This window comes from Bacillus sp. GW823-FHT06B01 (assembly GCF_058952315.1).
Window position 1 is genome coordinate 729,111 of the sequence record NZ_JBXAHR010000002.1, and the last position, 17,785, is coordinate 746,895.

21 protein-coding genes are annotated in these 17,785 nt (G+C 36.2%); 15 read left to right on the top strand and 6 right to left on the bottom strand.

The genetic code is table 11. The annotated features are described in order from the left end of the window. Positions 1–117: 117 nt before the first annotated feature. Positions 118–594: a ribbon-helix-helix domain-containing protein gene (locus AC1Q8N_RS10890; protein ID WP_000151916.1), complete on the top strand. Its 477-nt coding sequence runs from the start codon at positions 118–120 to the stop codon at positions 592–594. Between the two features lie 122 nt (positions 595–716). On the opposite strand, the gene AC1Q8N_RS10895 is transcribed toward AC1Q8N_RS10890, so the two are convergent. After that, entirely contained in the window at positions 717–2,306 is a 1,590-nt protein-coding gene (locus AC1Q8N_RS10895; RefSeq protein ID WP_493521183.1) for a bifunctional metallophosphatase/5'-nucleotidase, read from the bottom strand. Positions 2,307–2,509: 203 nt separating this feature from the next. On the opposite strand from AC1Q8N_RS10895, the gene AC1Q8N_RS10900 reads away from it, so the two are divergent. The 3 genes from AC1Q8N_RS10900 (at position 2,510) to AC1Q8N_RS10910 (ending at position 4,317) form a co-directional block, all read left to right on the top strand. Beyond that, positions 2,510–2,773, top strand: a complete 264-nt coding sequence (locus AC1Q8N_RS10900) for a YqkE family protein (protein ID WP_000727565.1) — start codon at positions 2,510–2,512, stop codon at positions 2,771–2,773. A 70-nt stretch (positions 2,774–2,843) separates the two neighbouring features. Beyond that, positions 2,844–3,368, top strand: a complete 525-nt coding sequence (locus AC1Q8N_RS10905; protein WP_048546280.1) for a GrpB family protein — start codon at positions 2,844–2,846, stop codon at positions 3,366–3,368. Between the two features lie 121 nt (positions 3,369–3,489). Next, positions 3,490–4,317, top strand: a complete 828-nt coding sequence (locus AC1Q8N_RS10910; protein ID WP_048546278.1) for an aldo/keto reductase — start codon at positions 3,490–3,492, stop codon at positions 4,315–4,317. A gap of 29 nt (positions 4,318–4,346) precedes the next feature. Here AC1Q8N_RS10910 and lolS read toward each other — a convergent pair whose 3' ends face one another. Together lolS and mciZ are read right to left on the bottom strand one after the other, a co-directional pair. Next, positions 4,347–5,261, bottom strand: a complete 915-nt coding sequence (gene lolS / locus AC1Q8N_RS10915) for an aldo/keto reductase (RefSeq protein ID WP_098047900.1) — start codon at positions 5,259–5,261, stop codon at positions 4,347–4,349. A gap of 198 nt (positions 5,262–5,459) precedes the next feature. After that, a complete protein-coding gene (gene mciZ / locus AC1Q8N_RS10920) occupies positions 5,460–5,594 on the bottom strand; it encodes a Z-ring formation inhibitor MciZ (protein WP_048546274.1) in 135 nt (44 codons plus the stop codon). A gap of 74 nt (positions 5,595–5,668) precedes the next feature. On the opposite strand from mciZ, the gene AC1Q8N_RS10925 reads away from it, so the two are divergent. Further along, positions 5,669–6,208 (top strand): NUDIX domain-containing protein, encoded by a 540-nt coding sequence (locus AC1Q8N_RS10925; RefSeq protein ID WP_000067040.1) that lies wholly within the window; start codon positions 5,669–5,671, stop codon positions 6,206–6,208. Positions 6,209–6,232: 24 nt separating this feature from the next. Here AC1Q8N_RS10925 and AC1Q8N_RS10930 read toward each other — a convergent pair whose 3' ends face one another. Further along, positions 6,233–6,784 carry a GNAT family N-acetyltransferase gene (locus AC1Q8N_RS10930; RefSeq protein WP_000803489.1) on the bottom strand — a complete coding sequence of 184 codons (552 nt, stop codon included), beginning with the start codon at positions 6,782–6,784 and terminating at the stop codon, positions 6,233–6,235. Positions 6,785–6,939: 155 nt separating this feature from the next. Between AC1Q8N_RS10930 and spoIIM the strand changes: the two genes are divergently transcribed. The 9 genes from spoIIM to corA all read left to right on the top strand — a co-directional run bounded on the left by spoIIM (position 6,940) and on the right by corA (position 15,035). Continuing rightward, the gene (spoIIM, locus tag AC1Q8N_RS10935; RefSeq protein ID WP_223261357.1) at positions 6,940–7,557 is read left to right on the top strand and encodes a stage II sporulation protein M; all 618 of its coding nucleotides are present in this window, start codon (positions 6,940–6,942) and stop codon (positions 7,555–7,557) included. Between the two features lie 106 nt (positions 7,558–7,663). Then, the gene (gene fur / locus AC1Q8N_RS10940) at positions 7,664–8,119 is read left to right on the top strand and encodes a ferric iron uptake transcriptional regulator (protein WP_000392655.1); all 456 of its coding nucleotides are present in this window, start codon (positions 7,664–7,666) and stop codon (positions 8,117–8,119) included. Between the two features lie 103 nt (positions 8,120–8,222). Then, positions 8,223–8,453 carry a YqzK family protein gene (locus AC1Q8N_RS10945; RefSeq protein ID WP_001255255.1) on the top strand — a complete coding sequence of 77 codons (231 nt, stop codon included), beginning with the start codon at positions 8,223–8,225 and terminating at the stop codon, positions 8,451–8,453. A 6-nt stretch (positions 8,454–8,459) separates the two neighbouring features. Further along, positions 8,460–9,350, top strand: a complete 891-nt coding sequence (xerD, locus tag AC1Q8N_RS10950) for a site-specific tyrosine recombinase XerD (protein ID WP_000390083.1) — start codon at positions 8,460–8,462, stop codon at positions 9,348–9,350. Between the two features lie 143 nt (positions 9,351–9,493). Then, positions 9,494–10,237 (top strand): FixH family protein, encoded by a 744-nt coding sequence (locus AC1Q8N_RS10955; RefSeq protein ID WP_053078532.1) that lies wholly within the window; start codon positions 9,494–9,496, stop codon positions 10,235–10,237. Positions 10,238–10,679: 442 nt separating this feature from the next. Beyond that, entirely contained in the window at positions 10,680–11,864 is a 1,185-nt protein-coding gene (gene deoB, locus AC1Q8N_RS10960) for a phosphopentomutase (protein ID WP_048546267.1), read from the top strand. A 12-nt stretch (positions 11,865–11,876) separates the two neighbouring features. Then, the gene (locus tag AC1Q8N_RS10965) at positions 11,877–12,698 is read left to right on the top strand and encodes a purine-nucleoside phosphorylase (protein ID WP_001078444.1); all 822 of its coding nucleotides are present in this window, start codon (positions 11,877–11,879) and stop codon (positions 12,696–12,698) included. A gap of 7 nt (positions 12,699–12,705) precedes the next feature. Then, positions 12,706–14,010 (top strand): pyrimidine-nucleoside phosphorylase, encoded by a 1,305-nt coding sequence (locus AC1Q8N_RS10970; RefSeq protein ID WP_001243077.1) that lies wholly within the window; start codon positions 12,706–12,708, stop codon positions 14,008–14,010. Between the two features lie 62 nt (positions 14,011–14,072). After that, positions 14,073–15,035 (top strand): magnesium/cobalt transporter CorA, encoded by a 963-nt coding sequence (gene corA / locus AC1Q8N_RS10975; protein WP_002008459.1) that lies wholly within the window; start codon positions 14,073–14,075, stop codon positions 15,033–15,035. A 34-nt stretch (positions 15,036–15,069) separates the two neighbouring features. Here corA and AC1Q8N_RS10980 read toward each other — a convergent pair whose 3' ends face one another. Next, entirely contained in the window at positions 15,070–16,359 is a 1,290-nt protein-coding gene (locus tag AC1Q8N_RS10980; RefSeq protein WP_404519434.1) for an NCS2 family permease, read from the bottom strand. 134 nt (positions 16,360–16,493) lie between these two features. Beyond that, complete coding sequence (locus AC1Q8N_RS10985; RefSeq protein WP_404519436.1) at positions 16,494–17,165, bottom strand: SIMPL domain-containing protein; 672 nt, start codon at positions 17,163–17,165, stop codon at positions 16,494–16,496. Positions 17,166–17,324: 159 nt separating this feature from the next. Between AC1Q8N_RS10985 and AC1Q8N_RS10990 the strand changes: the two genes are divergently transcribed. Then, positions 17,325–17,744, top strand: coding sequence for a MarR family winged helix-turn-helix transcriptional regulator (locus tag AC1Q8N_RS10990; RefSeq protein WP_001003311.1), 420 nt, complete (start codon positions 17,325–17,327; stop codon positions 17,742–17,744). The last annotated feature ends 41 nt before the right edge of the window (positions 17,745–17,785 follow it).

The window sequence follows — 17,785 nt, forward strand, 5'->3', positions numbered from 1 at the left end:
AAATCCTCCTTTTCTGAAATCGTATGAATCGCACAGGCTATTCGTTTTGCATATACTGTTAGAAAATCATTGTAACATACCATACTAGTGTCATTTCAACACGGGAGGAGGGAAATTGTGACGATTGGAGAAATTATAGATTGCTTAAATAGACGTGAATCCATCGCTATTATAGCAAAACGTCTTGAAATAAGCCCATATACATTATCAAAGAAATTAAGATTGATTGGATACGAATATGATGGAGAACAGAAGAAACGTATTTTTGTAGGAGATGGAGAAGAACCGCGTCACTTACAACTCCAAGAAGCGACAGCCCTTCAATATGCGAAAACGGATTATCAATTATTAATTTATGAGCAATTACAAAGTATTTATGAGTTATTAAGAAAGAGAGAAGAAGTAATTGTGCCCATTATGAGTATAAGTACAGAGAAAAAGAAACGTACCTTTTCTATTAATAAAGAAATATTAGCAAAATTAGACGTTATATCAGAAGCGAAAGGAATTCAAAAATCTAAACTTGTAGAAGAGGCGTTACAACAATTTTTACAACAATATGATTTTAACAAAACATCACATTTTGATAACTAAAGAAAAGGATACTATGTTCATTGTAAGAACGAGTATCCTTTTTAGGTTTTGCTAATATTGTGGATTAAGTATAAGTGCGTATCCTTTACAATAAAAATCTGGATCGCATATGAGGGAAATACTTAATTTATCTTTTGAATTCTTCCATCAATAACTGGCTGAATTGGTTCTTTTAATTGTTTTACATAATCGACGAGCGCTTCAAAGTCGTTTGGACCAGTTTCTGAATTCTTCCCATTTTTAAATGATACGAATCCGTCACCGCCAGAAGCTAAGAAAGCATTCGCAACTACGCTATACGTTTTAGATGGAGATAACTCTTCGCCATTTGTTAAGCGTATATTCGTAACCTTTTCACCGCTTGGTTTATTTGCATCCCACGTATATTGAATACCTGAAATTTGAAGCATTCTTGTTGTTCCTTTTTGCCATTGTTGATTTAAAATGTCGCGAATATCTTGACCTGTTAAATCTACTTTAATCAATTGGTTTCCAAAAGGCTGAACGCCATATAATTCGCCCCAAGTAATATCGCCAGCATCTAAGTCATTACGAATGCCACCAGGATTCATAAGCGCGATTTGAGCTTGCATCGTTTGACGCTGTGCGTCGGCAATTACATTCCCAAGAGTAGATTCACCAGCATCATTTTGTTTACGGTCGATAGGTGCTGTAGATTTTCCTACAACTTCATTTACAAGTGGTGCGATTGTTTCTTTATATTGATCTATTTTTTGTTTTACTTGTTTATCAGGTTCCACACCTTCATGATATGTTGTAATCACTTCAGCTTTTTTCTTTACAATATCTTTTGTTTTACGATCAATTGTTACATCTACGTCTGAGAAAGCTGTTCCATAAGAGTTCGCTTGGACGATTAGTTTATTATTTACAGTACCATTTACATACGTGTGACTATGTCCACCGAAAATAACATCAACTTCCGAGTCTGTTTCATTTGCAATTCGAGTAAGGTCTCCATTTGTCACGCCAGACTCATCAGTTGTTCCGCCGACATGGGCAAGGACGACGATGGATTTAACACCGAGACGCTTTAATTGTTGCGCTGATTTATTAATTGCTTCTACTTCGTCAGTGATCTGTACATTTTTAAGCATAGTAGGCATCACGACATTTGGCGTATCAGTTGTAACAACGCCAATGAATCCTACAGGAACACCATCTACCATTTTTACAGTAAATGGTGGTAAAAATAAGCGACCAGTTGATTTGTTATAGAAGTTAGCAGCGACATAAGGGAAGTTAGCACCTTTGAAATTACCTGTTTTCTCGTGATATCCACCGTAAATGAGGCGTTTCATTTCATCGATACCTTCATCAAATTCATGGTTTCCGATTGTACCAACATCGAATTTTAAGTCATTTAAAAATTCAATTGTTGGTTCATCTTGTAACAACGCTGAAACTGGTGGACTAGCTCCGACAATATCGCCAGCATGTACGAGAAGTGTATTAGGGTTTTGCTTTTTACGTTCTTTTAAATAAGTAGCTAAGTAATCAGCACCACCAGCTTCTTTGTTATTAATTTTTTTAACAGTATCTAGTTGTCCATGGAAATCATTAATACCAAGCATTTGTACGTCTACGTGGCGGTTTTGTTCAGCTGGAATCTGGGATGGGGGAGCGGCAAATACGCTTGAAAAAGTTATGGTGCTTAAAACGGCAACAGCAGGAATGATTTTTTTCCACATAATTCATTTCTCCTTTTTTTTTATAATCTGACATCATACGACATAATTTTAATAGATTCATAGGATTATATCTATATAAAAATTTAGTTTTTTCGAAAAATTAACATATTTACAAAAGGTGAATAATAGAGTAAAGAACCTTTTTTATTGTCGAGTTCATTGTGTATCTACTATAATGGAGAAAAAAGTAAAAGGTGAGTAGCATGAAGAAAAAGAAACAAAGACAAATGCAAAGACAATCGCAAGTGAATAGACCAGAGAAAGAGTCGCTTACATTAGGCGATCAATTAAATGATTCACTCATGCAGCAATTAAAGAATAAGAAGAAAGAATTGCAAGTGAGAGAAGAGAAAAAAGAGGCAGCTGAACTGGAAAGAAAGCGCCAAGAACAAAAAGAACGTGAAAAGAATAAATCATTTGAAGAACTGTTAAGTGAAAGTAGCCTTACTTGGAAAGACTTTAAATAATATAAAAAAATGATCAGTGCATACCGCTGATCATTTTTTTGACGAGCTTGTAAGAAAAGGGGAGTTTAAAATGAGAAAAATTGTAGTCGTTCCGCATGAAGATCATTGGAACGAAAAATTTCAAATAGAGGCTGAACGATTAAAATCGGCGATGCCAGAAATGGTGAAAGTCCATCATATTGGAAGTACATCAGTGCCAGGACTGGCAGCTAAACCAATTATAGATATGATTATGGAAGTAGAGAGTATCGACAGAGTAGATCATTGGAATGAACGTTTTGAAGAGCTTGGTTACATCGTAAAAGGGGAAAATGGTATTTCAAGACGTCGTTATTTTATTCATGGAACGGAGGAAAAACGCTCGTATCACTTACACGTTTTTGAAAAAGGAAATCCTGAGATAGTAAGGCATTTAGCGTTTCGTGATTATATGATGGCTCATTGTGAAGAAGCAGAGGCATATGCAACCTTAAAGAAAGAATTAGCCGAAAAATATACATATGATGGCACGTTATATACGGAAGGAAAAAATGAGTTTGTACGTAGTGTTGATGAAAAAGCGAAAGAATGGAGAGAAGGGAATATGAATAATTGAGTTTGCGTTTTAGTGTATAAAATTATTATGTAAACTGTACATATGTTTTGACTTTTTGGTTGAATCTTGTTGAAATAAAGTGGTGGCTTATAAAAAATGTAAGAATGAGAGGGAGACGAATGTGCACATTCCAACAACTACACTTCATAATGGCGTAAAAATGCCGATGATTGGTCTAGGCGTTTATAAAGCGAAAGAAGGCGATGAAGTAAAACAAGCAGTAAAAACAGCGTTAGAGGTTGGATACCGTTCGATTGATACAGCAACTGTATATGAAAATGAAAGCGGTGTCGGAGAAGCGGTTCGTGAATCAGGAATTCCGAGAGAAGACATATTTATTACAACAAAAGTTTGGAACGATGATCAAGGATACGAGGAAACACTTGAGGCGTTTGAAAAAAGCTTAAAGAAATTACAAATGGACTATGTAGATTTATATTTAATACATTGGCCAATAAGAGGGAAGTATGTCGATACGTACCGAGCGCTAGAAAAACTGTATGAAGAAGGTAAAGTGCGCGCGATTGGTGTTTCAAATTTTCATAAACATCATTTAGAACTGTTATTACCAAATTGTAAAGTGAAGCCGATGGTCAACCAAGTGGAACTTCATCCGATGTTAGCGCAATTTGAATTGCGTAATTTCTGTCAAGGTGAGCAAATTCAAATGGAAGCATGGAGCCCATTAATGAGAGGCGGGGAAGTATTCGAGAACCCGATTATTCAGGCCATTGCTACGAAATATGAAAAAACACCTGCGCAAGTTATATTAAGATGGGATATTCAGAGCGGGGTAGTGACGATTCCTAAATCTGTTACACCATCTCGCATTAAGGAGAATTTTTCTATCTTTGATTTTTCACTAACAGAAGAAGAGATGACTCAAATTAATACGTTAAATCGTAATTTACATGTAGGAACGAATCCGGATAAATATGATACGCTATAAAAAGACGCTACCAGTATGGTAGCGTCTTTTTAACGATGTAAAGCGTAAGTATCACATTTAGCAATTTGCTGAAGTTGTATATATTGAGCTGTTGTTAACTGTGTTTGTTTACTAGCCTGGGCATTTTCTTTCAATTGCCCAATAGAGCTTGCACCAGGTATAACAGCTGCAACAGTTTCGTTATGTAAGCAATATTGAATAGCTGTTCCTGTTAAAGAGCTTTCTCCGATTATTTCTTTTACATTCGCAAGTGTCGCATATAATTCATCGTAAGAATAAGAAAGATAATTCTTTTCTTTTACTCTTTCTATCTTTCTTGCATTATTATCAGTTAAAATTCCTTTTGCAAGTGGCCCACGAGCAATAATGCTAATTTGATGTTCACTTAGAAGTGGGAACCATTCTTCAGGGCGACGATTTAAAAGGCTATATTCCATTAGCACACTAACGATATTGGAACGTTTAGCATATTCACGGATCACATTTGGACGTATAGAAGAAATACCGTAATGACGAATAATACCTTCTTTTTTTAATTCTTCAAAGGCTTCAATTGTTTCATCTATTGGATCTTCAATCGTCCCGCCGTGAAGTTGATAAAGATCAATATAATCAGTTTGAAGTCTACGTAAACTTTCTTTCACTTCAGCCTTTATGTAATTTTTAGAAGGATCCCAAGACCACCCGTTTTTTTCTTCTGTCCATCGATTTCCAACTTTTGTTGTAAGAACAATTTGGTCTCGTTTCCCTTTTAAGGCTTTTCCAACAAATTCTTCGTTTAATCCATAATCATATAAATCCGCTGTATCAAAAAAATTGATTCCTAAATCGATTGCTTCATCGATAATATGCATAGCTTCTGTTTCAGATGTACCGAGAGACATACAGCCAAGTCCCATTTCTGTCACAAACAAATCTGAGTTTCCTAATTGACGTTTTTTCATAGGTCAACCTCCTTACCTTTATTGTACGCAAGGGAAAAGAGGTTGACAAACGTTTACTTTTTACCCCGCTTTAACGGGCAGTAAGACCCCCACTTTAAAATTCGGCTCATACGAGGAAGTTAGGTGGGAGATTAACTGCCCGTAAAAGCCCGATTCGTTCAACTAATAATCAGAGGGGATGAACAAAACCCCCTCTGATTAAAGTTTCACTTTATTTGCTGCAATCCACTCTTGTACAGTTGTATACTCTTTTCCATATTGTTTTAGCTTATGGCGAATTTGCCATGCTTTTCCGACTAAAGTGACGCGATTTGGTAAAATATAAACTTTCATTTCTATCACGCTCCTTTCAATGTGGTAAAATGTATGAGGAAAGAATAGGAAATAGAACAGGGAGATGAAGTAGTATGAGTAATCTTGCAGAGAGAACAGTAAAAACTGAACCGATTTTTGATGGTAGAGTTATAAAAGTTCGTGTTGATGATGTAGTATTACCAAATGGAGCAATGAGTAAACGTGAAATTGTAAATCACCCTGGTGCAGTTGCTATTATTGCTATTACTGATGAGGGGAAAATTGTGCTTGTCGAGCAGTATCGTAAAGCGCTTGAAAAGGCGATTATAGAAATTCCGGCCGGCAAGTTAGAACCTGGTGAAAAACCTGAGGTGACAGCAGTTCGTGAATTAGAAGAGGAAACAGGATATGTATGTGAAAATATGGAGCTTATTACTTCTTTCTATACATCTCCAGGATTTGCAGATGAAATTTTATATGTATATAAAGCGACAGGTTTGACGAAAAAAGAAAATAAAGCCGAGTTAGATGAAGATGAATTCGTGGAATTGATGGAAGTATCGTTAGAAGAAGCGATTATTCTTATGAAAGATCTTCGTATTCATGATGCGAAGACGATGTTTGCAGTACAATATTTACAACTACAAAAATAAACACTCGCCAAAGGCGAGTGTTTTTTAATTGATTTTTGCGTATACGCGTGCATCACGTAAGCTACCATCTGGTGCTATGAAATCATTTTCCATTGTACCTTCTAGAATAAATTCTAAACGTTCTGCTAGGTTACATGCATTTGCATTTGTTGCATCAGTACGAATTTCAATTCTTCTAGCACTTAGCTTATCAAAGGCAAATTGAATGGCACCTTTAATGGCTTCAGTCATATAGCCTTGTTTTGTATAAGCACTATGCAGCCAGAAGTGAAGTGAAAACTTTGGAATATCCCAGTTTTCAGGCTTGAGCGTTATAGCTCCGATGAATGTACCAGATACTTTATCGTATAAGTGAAAATCAAGTGTTTCACGAAGTAAAAACTGCCCGTGAGCGTTACGAACGATTTCTTCAGCACTTTCTTCTGTTTCAGCGTTAATTGGCATCCACGGTACTAAGTCTTCTAGAGAAGCTTGGATTGCTTCATACACTTCTGCACCATCACCTGGAAATGGCTTACGAACTTGTAAGCGTTCAGTTTGAAATAATGTTGGAAAATCTAATAATAATGGTTTCAAGAGAAATCCCTCCTATTCTCTACTTTTTAGTTTAGCAAAGTAGAGCGGAATTTCAATGTTAATTCGTCATACTTTTTTCTTTCTTTCATACATTTTTAATAAGAGTGTGAACGGAGGGAAGAAAAATGTGGAGAAAAACTTGGCAAGACCGTGTAATGTCTCACATACAGGAAAACTCTTCATTATATATATTTAACGCTGTTTTATTATTGATGGGAGTAATATTTGGGGCCATTCTTGTAAATAGTTTACAATTGAATCAAAAACAAGATTTATCATTTTATTTACAACGTTTTTTTGGACAAGTTTCTAAAGGAGAATTTGCTGTTGCGAGCGAAATGTTTCGAGAAAGTTACTTTTCGCAATTAAAATACATTGGATTTATTTGGATTTTGGGGATTTCAATTATTGGATTGCCACTTATTTTTATTTTATTATTTGTAAAAGGAGTAGTTGTCGGATTTACAGTAGGTTTTTTAGTAAGTCAGCATGGATGGAATGGATTATTATTAGCATTCGTTTCTGTATTGCCACAAAATCTCATTATTATTCCAGTATTTCTCGTTATGACAACAATTGCCGCAAGCTTTTCCTTACGCATGATTAGACATCAATTTATTCGGAAAATAACCGAACCGCTATTACCATTATTAATTCGTTATACATGCTTTTTTCTTGTAATCGGAGTAGTGTTAGCTCTTGCTTCTAGTGTAGAAGCTTACGCATCACCAGTTTTAATGAAAGAAGTCGTTGAGGCTATTAATAAACAATAAATACTTTTTGAGAATAATTATCAATTTGTTTTTATTGTTTTTCTTTTGACAGAAGCCCTTCTTCTGATATAATGGTGTAAGAGTGGCGAGGAGGGAGTAGTACCGAATGGAAGAAAGAATTGAACGAATTAAGAAGCAATTACATGCAGCGAGCTACAAATTAACACCGCAACGTGAAGCAACAGTTCGTGTGCTGCTAGAAAATGAAGAAGATCATTTAAGCGCAGAAGATGTTTACCTCCTTGTAAAAGAAAAGTCGCCAGAGATCGGATTAGCAACCGTCTATCGAACTTTAGAACTATTATCTGAGTTAAAAGTTGTCGATAAGATTAACTTCGGAGACGGTGTTTCACGCTATGACTTACGCCAAGAAGGTGCGCAGCGTTTCCACCATCATTTGATTTGTACACAATGTGGTGCTGTACAAGAAATACAAGAAGATTTACTTGGTGAAGTGGAAAGGAAAGTAGAACATGACTGGAGCTTTAAGGTGAAGGATCATCGTTTAACATTCCATGGGATTTGTAAAAATTGTCAAGAAAATGAAACGGATGAAAAATAACCTTTTCCTATTTAACTAGGAAGAGGTTTTTTATTTGAATAAGGTATAAATTGGTGAAAGCTTGGCATATGTTGTAATAACTTATATTTTGGAGGAATTTACAATGCGCCGAGTTTTAAAATTAACTTTTGATGGGATAAAAGTATTTTTATTATTTACAAGTTGTACGATTTTGTTTTATTTCGCTATACTATGGATAAATGAAGAATATGAAAGCTATCATCGTTATGAAAAGCCAAAAGAAGAGACTGTAGAAAAAGTATCAGGGAATGAAGAGCCGGCAAAGGATGCTTTCGTAAATAGAATGATGTTTTTCTATGAAAATGGGGAGTAGTGTAGATTGGAAGATCAATTAAAAGATTTTATTCATTATATGGTTGTCGAAAAAGGGCTAGCGAAAAATACAGTAGTATCTTATGAACGTGATTTAAAAAGTTATGTAAAGTATTTGCAAAATGTAGAACAGGCGAAAAGCTTTCATGAAGTAACACGCTTGCACATTGTTAATTTTCTGCAGCACTTAAAAGAAAACGGAAAATCTTCGAAAACATTAGCACGTCATATTGCATCGATTCGTTCGTTTCACCAATTTTTACTTCGTGAACGGGCGGTAGAGCACGACCCATCCGTACATATTGAAACGCCGCAAGGAGAACGGAAATTACCGAAAGTACTATCAATCGATGAAGTAGAGGCGTTACTTCAGACACCAAAAATGACGAGTGCTTTTGGGGTTCGTGACAAAGCGATGCTAGAGTTATTGTATGCAACAGGACTTCGTGTTTCGGAATTAATTGCCTTAAATTTAGAAGATGTACATTTAACGATGGGATTTGTTCGTTGCATAGGGAAAGGGAATAAAGAAAGAATTATTCCACTAGGAAGTTTAGCGACGGAAGCGATTCAAAAGTATATTGAAAAGGGAAGAAGAGAATTGATGGGTAAAAAAGTAGTAGATGCACTCTTTTTAAACCATCATGGGAATCGATTATCAAGACAAGGATTTTGGAAAATTTTAAAACGATTGGCGAAAGAAGCAAATATTGAAAAAGAGCTTACACCGCATACGTTGCGCCATTCTTTTGCTACGCATTTATTAGAAAATGGAGCAGACTTGCGTGCTGTGCAAGAAATGCTTGGACATGCAGATATTTCAACGACGCAAATTTATACGCATGTTTCAAAAGCTAGATTAAAAGATGTATATAAACAGTTTCATCCGAGAGCATAGTTACTATGCTCTTTTTTCATAGATTCAAAAGGCTACAGTACTTCACAAAAACTTCACAAACATTTCGTACATTGTTTTCAGCAGAAGACTAGAATATTACAATGTATTTCCTCTATACTAAATAAGGTATGAAGGAGGAAATGATGATGAAAAAACTTATTATGACTTTATTTATCGCGATGCTAGCATTGGTTGGCTGTAATACAAACAAAGAAGAACCGAAAAAAGAACAGAAACTAGAAGCTGTAAAAGTAGCAGTTCAAACAAATCCGAAAGAAATTAAACCTGGTGAAAAAACAGAAGTACAAGCACTTGTTACACAAGGAAAAGAAAAAGTAACAGATGCTGAAGATGTAAAGTTTGAAATTTGGAAAGCTGGCGACGAAAAGCACGAGATGTTAGATGGTAAGCATAAAGGAAAAGGTGTTTATGCAGTAGAGAAAACGTTCGAGACGGATGGAGTATACCATATTATCGCTCACACAAATGCACGTGAAATGCATGTTATGCCAGAAGTAAAAGTGGCTGTAGGAAATGCGAAAGTAGAAGATGCGAAAAAAGAAAATAGTGATCACGGTGCAGGGCATGGCGATCATAAAAGCGATACAATGATCCATCTTATGGCTGGTGATATAAAAGCAAATGCTGAATCGACTATGAAAGTTCATTTAAAACAAAAAGAAGAAGCGTTAACTGGTGCTGAAGTACAACTTGAGATTTGGAAAGATGGTGTTGAAAAACACGAATTTATTCCAGCGAAAGAAGGAAATAAAGGAGAGTATGAAACGAAACATACTTTCAAAGAAAATGGTTCTTACAAAGTGAAAGTTCATGTTAAAAAAGGCGAACTACATGAACATAAAGAAGAAACAGTAGAAGTAAAATAAAAAGCAGCTCTTTAGAGCTGCTTTTTATTTTTATTCCGTAAACGTCCAATTGATGAGGGCTTATAATCAGTGGAGAAGAACTAAACTCCTACTAATCAAAGTTTCACTTTATATGAAGAAATAAATCATAAAATAATTAGCACTTATTTGCATAATGGATTACAATAGAAGTGTGAAGAAAATGAGAAATTCTACGAAAATGTATTAAAAAGAAAGCGTAAACATGTTATGATATCTGTATCAGATGTCTGACATCTGACTTAGAAAAAACTAGAAATGTTTTTGAGTCGTTTCGAAGTAAACGAAATAGGTTAGAGAATCAATTAAAGAAGTACTGTTTGACAATGAGAACGAAAGAGAATTCTTATGGAGAACAGTTTCACTTTATAGCGTTTTGAACATACTACAAGAAGTAGAACTGAACTTATAGGAGGTCGCAGTTATGAATAAATATAAACGTATATTCCTAGTCGTAATGGATTCTGTTGGAATCGGTGAAGCACCAGATGCTGAGCAATTTGGTGATTTAGGATCTGACACAATTGGTCACATTGCTGAACATATGAATGGGTTACAAATGCCTAACATGGTGAAATTAGGTCTTGGTAACATTCGTGAAATGAAAGGTATCTCTAAAGTAGAAAAACCACTTGGATATTATACAAAAATGGAAGAGAAATCTACTGGTAAAGATACAATGACAGGTCACTGGGAAATTATGGGTCTTTACATTGATACACCATTCCAAGTTTTCCCTGAAGGCTTCCCGAAAGAATTACTTGATGAATTAGAAGAAAAAACAGGTCGTAAAATCATCGGTAATAAACCAGCTTCTGGAACTGAGATTCTTGATGAGCTTGGTCAAGAGCAAATGGAAACAGGATCTTTAATCGTTTACACTTCTGCTGATAGCGTATTACAAATCGCAGCACACGAAGAAGTAGTGCCGCTTGATGAGTTATATAAAATTTGTAAAATTGCACGTGAATTAACATTAGATGAGAAATACATGGTAGGTCGCGTTATCGCTCGTCCATTCGTTGGTGAGCCTGGAAACTTTACACGTACACCAAACCGTCATGATTATGCATTAAAACCATTCGGCCGTACGGTAATGAATGAATTAAAAGATAGTGACTACGATGTTATTGCTATCGGTAAAATCTCTGACATATATGATGGTGAAGGTGTAACTGAGTCACTTCGTACGAAGTCTAATATGGATGGAATGGATAAGCTTGTAGATACATTAAATATGGACTTTACAGGTCTTAGCTTCTTGAACTTAGTTGACTTTGATGCATTATTTGGACACCGCCGTGATCCACAAGGGTACGGAGAAGCTCTGCAAGAGTATGATGCTCGTCTTCCAGAAGTATTCGAAAAACTAAAAGAAGATGATTTATTATTAATTACAGCAGACCACGGTAATGATCCAGTTCACCACGGTACTGATCATACACGTGAATATGTACCGTTATTAGCATATAGCCCAAGCATGAAAGATGGCGGACAAGAATTATCAATTCGCCAAACATTTGCTGATATTGGTGCAACGGTAGCAGAAAACTTCGGCGTGAAAATGCCAGAACACGGAACAAGCTTCTTAAACGAGCTAAAGAAATAGGGGGATAAACAAATGAATCGTGAACTTATTACAAAATCAGCTTCATACTTAAAAGAGAAATTTCAAGAAACGCCACAAGTAGGACTAATCCTTGGATCTGGACTAGGTGTATTAGCAGATGAAATCGAGAACGCAGTAACAGTACCTTACAGTGAAATCCCTGAATTCCCAGTATCAACTGTAGAAGGTCATGCAGGTCAACTCGTATTCGGTACACTTCAAGGTGTAACAGTAGTAGCAATGCAAGGACGTTTCCACTTCTATGAAGGATACGACATGCAAAAAGTAACATTCCCAGTTCGTGTTATGAAAGAACTAGGTGTAGAAACAGTTGTTGTAACAAATGCAGCTGGTGGTGTAAATACATCATTTGAGCCAGGCGATCTTATGTTAATTTCAGATCACATTAACTTCATGGGTACAAATCCATTAATCGGACCGAATGATTCTGAAATGGGCGTACGTTTCCCTGATATGTCTACATCATATACGACAGAACTTCGTGAAATGGCGAAACAAGTTGCAGCGGACTTAAATATTAAAGTACAAGAAGGTGTATACGTTGGAATGACAGGTCCTGTATATGAAACACCTGCTGAAATTCGTATGCTTCGTACACTTGGCGGAGATGCAGTTGGTATGTCAACAGTACCTGAAGTAATTGTAGCGCGTCATGCTGGTATGAAAGTACTTGGTATTTCTTGTATTTCAAATATGGCAGCTGGTATTTTAGATCAGCCACTTCATCACGATGAAGTAATCGAAACGACAGAACGTGTTAAAGCTAACTTCTTAGCATTAGTAAAAGCAATCGTAAAACAAATGAAGGGGTGACCTCACAATGAGAATGGTGGACCTAATTGCAAAAAAACGTGACGGACATGCATTAACGACAGAAGAAATTAACTTTATTGTTGAAGGATATACGAATGGTGATATTCCTGATTACCAAGTAAGTTCACTTGCAATGGCAATTTTCTTCCAAGATATGAACGATCAAGAACGTGCTGATTTAACTATGGCAATGGTAAATAGCGGTGATACAATCGACTTATCAGCTATTGAAGGGGTAAAAGTAGATAAGCACTCAACAGGTGGTGTTGGTGATACAACAACACTTGTGTTAGGTCCATTAGTAGCCGCTTTAGGTGTACCGGTTGCAAAAATGTCTGGACGTGGGTTAGGACATACTGGTGGTACAATTGATAAATTAGAAGCAGTTCCAGGATTCCATGTTGAAATCGAAAATGATGAATTCATGCGACTTGTAAATGAAAACAAAATCGCAGTTATTGGTCAAAGTGGAAACTTAACACCTGCGGATAAAAAGTTATATGCACTTCGTGATGTAACGGCAACAGTAAACTCAATTCCGCTTATTGCAAGTTCGATTATGAGTAAAAAAATTGCTGCTGGTGCAGATGCAATTGTTCTTGATGTAAAAACTGGAGCAGGTGCATTTATGAAAACAGATGAAGATGCAAAACGTTTAGCAGAAGCAATGGTGCGCATTGGTAATAACGTTGGTCGTAATACGATGGCTGTTATTTCTGATATGAGTCAACCACTTGGTGAGGCGATTGGTAACGCACTTGAAGTACAAGAAGCAATTGATACATTACAAGGTAAGGGGCCGAAAGATTTAGAAGAGTTATGTTTAACACTTGGAAGTCAAATGGTATACCTTGCTGGACAAGCTTCATCTTTAGAAGATGCACGTGAGAAATTAATTGAAGTAATGAACAACGGTAAAGCGCTAGAATCATTTAAAACGTTCTTATCAGCGCAAGGCGGCGATGCTTCTGTTGTTGATGATCCTTCTAAATTACCACAAGCACAGTTTAAAATTGAAGTAGAAGCGAAGGAAGATGGTTATGTATCAGAAATCGTTGCAGATGAAATCGGAACAGCAGCAATGCTTTTAGGAGCAGGACGTGCGACGAAGGAATCTGAAATTGATTTAGCAGTTGGCTTAATGCTTCGCAAAAAAGTAGGGGACAGCGTGAAAAAAGGTGAATCCCTTGTTACAATTTACGCAAACCGTGAAAATGTGGAAGATGTAAAAGCAAAAATTTATGAGAACATGAAGATTGCTAACGAACATGTAGATGCACCAACGTTAGTGCACGGCATCGTTACTGAATAATAAAAAAGGGCCAAGGAGTATTTCTCCTTGGCTTTTTTTGCTATTTTTTGTTTATAATAATAATGGGTGAAATTATGATTAGAATTTGTGCAATAACAAAAACAGATGAAGTATTATATGATGTTTCGCTAGAAGAAACAACGAAAGACCATATTGTATGGTATTGGCTAGATTTATATAAGCCAACGAAAGAAGAGTATACATACATTTTGCAAGATCATTTTAAGTTCCATCCCCTTGCAATTGAAGACTGTATAGAATATGTACAGAGGCCAAAAGTTGATTTTTATGATGGATATAACTTTTTAGTTCTTCATGCATTTGGTGAGGATGGATTAGAACCGCACGAGATCGATTTATTTATTAGTGATCGTTTTATTGTTTCTTTCCACTTTTCTCATAACAATGCAATCGAAAGAGTATGGAAAACACTTGGAGAAAAGAAGCGTATTAAAAATAGTCCTTTACACGTAGCGCATACAATTATCGACCAAATTGTAGATGACTATTTTGCGCCTGTATATTACATTGAGGATCATTTAAATGCAATTGATGATAATTTAACGGGTGAGACAGCAGGAAGTGTATTAGAAGAAGTATTTGATATACGTGCAGATTTATCGAAGCTAAGGCGCACAATCATTCCGATGCGTGATTTATTGTATCGTATTTTAAATTCGACTCGTTTTTACGGTATAAGTGATCATGAGATTTACTTTAAAGATATACATGACCATTTGCTTAAACTAACAGAAATGATTGAGGCAAGCCGCGAGTTAACGGCAGATATTCGGGATAGCTATTTTTCATTAAACTCACATCATATGAATAACATTATGAAAACATTAACTGTATTCTCGACTATTTTCATGCCATTAACATTTATTGCGGGAGTATACGGAATGAACTTTACGCATATGCCAGAGCTTGGTGGACAATATAGTTATTTTATTTGTCTACTTCTAATGGCGCTAATTGGCGGTGGGATGATGGCTTGGTTTTATAAAAAAGGGTGGTTTAAGTAAAAAAACACCGAGGAAAATTCCTCGGTGTTTTTACTTAACCAATAGCATGTAATACAAACATGGCTAAGAATAAGCATGTAACGATATACATAGACGGTGCGACTTCTTTACGCTTTCCAAGAGCAATTTTTAAGATAGGATAAGCAATAAATCCGAACGCAATGCCATCAGCGATACTATATGTGAGCGGGATCATGACGATAATTAAGAACGCTGGAAATCCTTCTGAAAAATCGTTCAGAGGAATTTGTTGAATGCTTGTAATCATCAGGCCGCCAATAATAATTAAGATTGGTGCAATGGCACTATCAGGAATTAGTTTCACAAACGGAAGTGCAAACAGTGATGCGAAGAATAGCAACCCTGTAACGATAGACGTCAGACCTGTCTTTCCGCCTGCAGTAATACCTGCAGCACTCTCTACTGTTGATACGGTAGGGCTTGTGCCAAATAGACCACATGTCATTGCTGAAATTGCATTGGCTTGGTAAGCACGTGGGAATTTACGGTCATCTTCTAATAAACCGTGCAGAAGTCCCATGTTCTCAAAAATAAGCACCATGCTTAAGGAGAATGTTGCAATCCAAAACGGTAAGGAAGAAAGTTTGCCAAATGACATAGCTCCAAACACATCGCCGTAATTAGCGAATGAGAATGAACTATTCCCGATTTGACTTGTATCAACAAGACCAAATAGCCATGCAATACCAGTTCCTATTGCAATCGTCCATAAAAAGCTTCCACGTACGTTACGAATAAATAGTACAAGTGCAACGATAAGAGTAAGTAGTGTCGCAAGAACGACAGGGTTACTTAATTTACCCATTGCAACAGCAGTATTTGGATTCGAAACGACTAAACCACCTTTTTGCAATCCGATAAATGCTAAAAATAATCCGATGCCGACAGTAATAGCTTCCTTTAATGACTTTGGAATCGATACTGAAAGCACGCGAGCGATTGGTGTAAACGCAGCAATTGCAAAAATAATACCAGAGATGAAGACAGCTGCTAATGCTTCCTGCCAAGCTAATCCGAGCGTATGCACAGCAGTGTACGTGAAGAATGCATTTACGCCCATACCAGGGACAAGAATAGCAGGTGCATTTGCCCAAAATGCCATGACCAGACATCCGACAAATGAACTGAAAACAGTTGCTAAAATTCCAGCTTCAAGAGGAATGCCAGCATCGGATAAAATGGATGCATTTACAATCATAATATATACGATTGTGAAAAATGACGTAACCCCAGCTAAAACCTCTTGTTTTGGTGATGTTTCGTGTAAACCTAATTTAAATGTTCTTTCAAGTATTCCTTTCATGTTAAACCTTCTTTTTCATATCCCTCTCCCACCCGTGATATCTCTTTTGTAAGAGCTCACCGTCCTTTATTATATCAGAACATCATGTTTTTACAACAAGGAAAATGATAACGTTTACTTATAAATGAAATTATTTATAAATACGTAAAAATCGCCCTTATTGTAGAAATGATTTCTAATTCTCCCGATTGAATGGGAGGAGCTGCTTGTGCATGTAAAGTAGCATAGGACGCAACTTCCCGTGGTAATTGAGCAGATTCTTCAACGAATGAGAGTGGAACAGGATTAATGTTTAAATTGTATGTACTCGCAATAGCACGAGCTTTTTCTACCGCTTGTTGCAGAGCTTGAATGAGAGCTTGCTCATAATATTTATTTGGGTGAGATATTCGAAAACGTAATCCTTTTGCTACGTTTGCTCCATTTGAAACGGCTATATCATATACTTCCCCTGCTTTTTGTACATTTAAAACGGTAATTTCATACAAATGTTCCACACGATATCCTTGTAGTAATGCTTTATCATTTATATATTCGTATTGGGGAGTGATTGTATAAGAAATCGTTTCTATGTTTTTATCAGAAATACCAAGCTGTTTAAGTGCATCCAGCAATTGTTTTGATTGCACTGCATTTTCTTCTTGCGCTTGTTTCACATTTTTACTATCAGTTCGAATGCCAAGTGTTAATATAACAACATTTGGTTTTGCTTTTACAACGCCTTCACCTTGCACCGTAATGGTAGCTTCTTTACCAGTATTAGCTGTACGTATGTTGTGTAAATAAGGATTCATTCCACCTTGCATCTTCCATCACCATCCTTATTTATATGTATATGTGTGAACAAAAAAGAAATTTGTATGAAAAAGTTACATAAATGAGAATGTTAAAGGAAGAAAGCATATACAACGAGGGTATTTATAGATTATAATATGTGTAAATATGATAAAAAAGGGACGAGGCTAGTGAACGAAAAAAGAGAAACACTGATTTTAGAGTTATCCGGATCATTTCGAAAGATGATACGTTTATTACAAAATGATATTAATACACGTTTTGCAGAACATATGCCATACAATGAATTTTCTGTATTACGCGCGTTATTTTTAAACAGTCCACAGATGGCTTCGCAAATTGCGAGTGAAGTAAACGTAACCTCTAGTCATATTACAGCTGTTACTGATCGTCTCGTACGAAAAGGGTTTGTAGAAAGAAAGCGTTCAAATTCAGACCGTCGTATCGTGTACCTAGAAATTACAGAACACGGAAGAGAAGTAACTGAAAAACTTGAAGCTGTGCGTAAAGAATATTATAAAGAGAAATTTAAAGGTTGGAGCGACCAAGAAATCGAAATGGTTTTAGAGCTATTTGGCCGCGTATTATAATAAATGAGGATAGGAAGCGAAAGCTTTCCTATCCTTTTTCT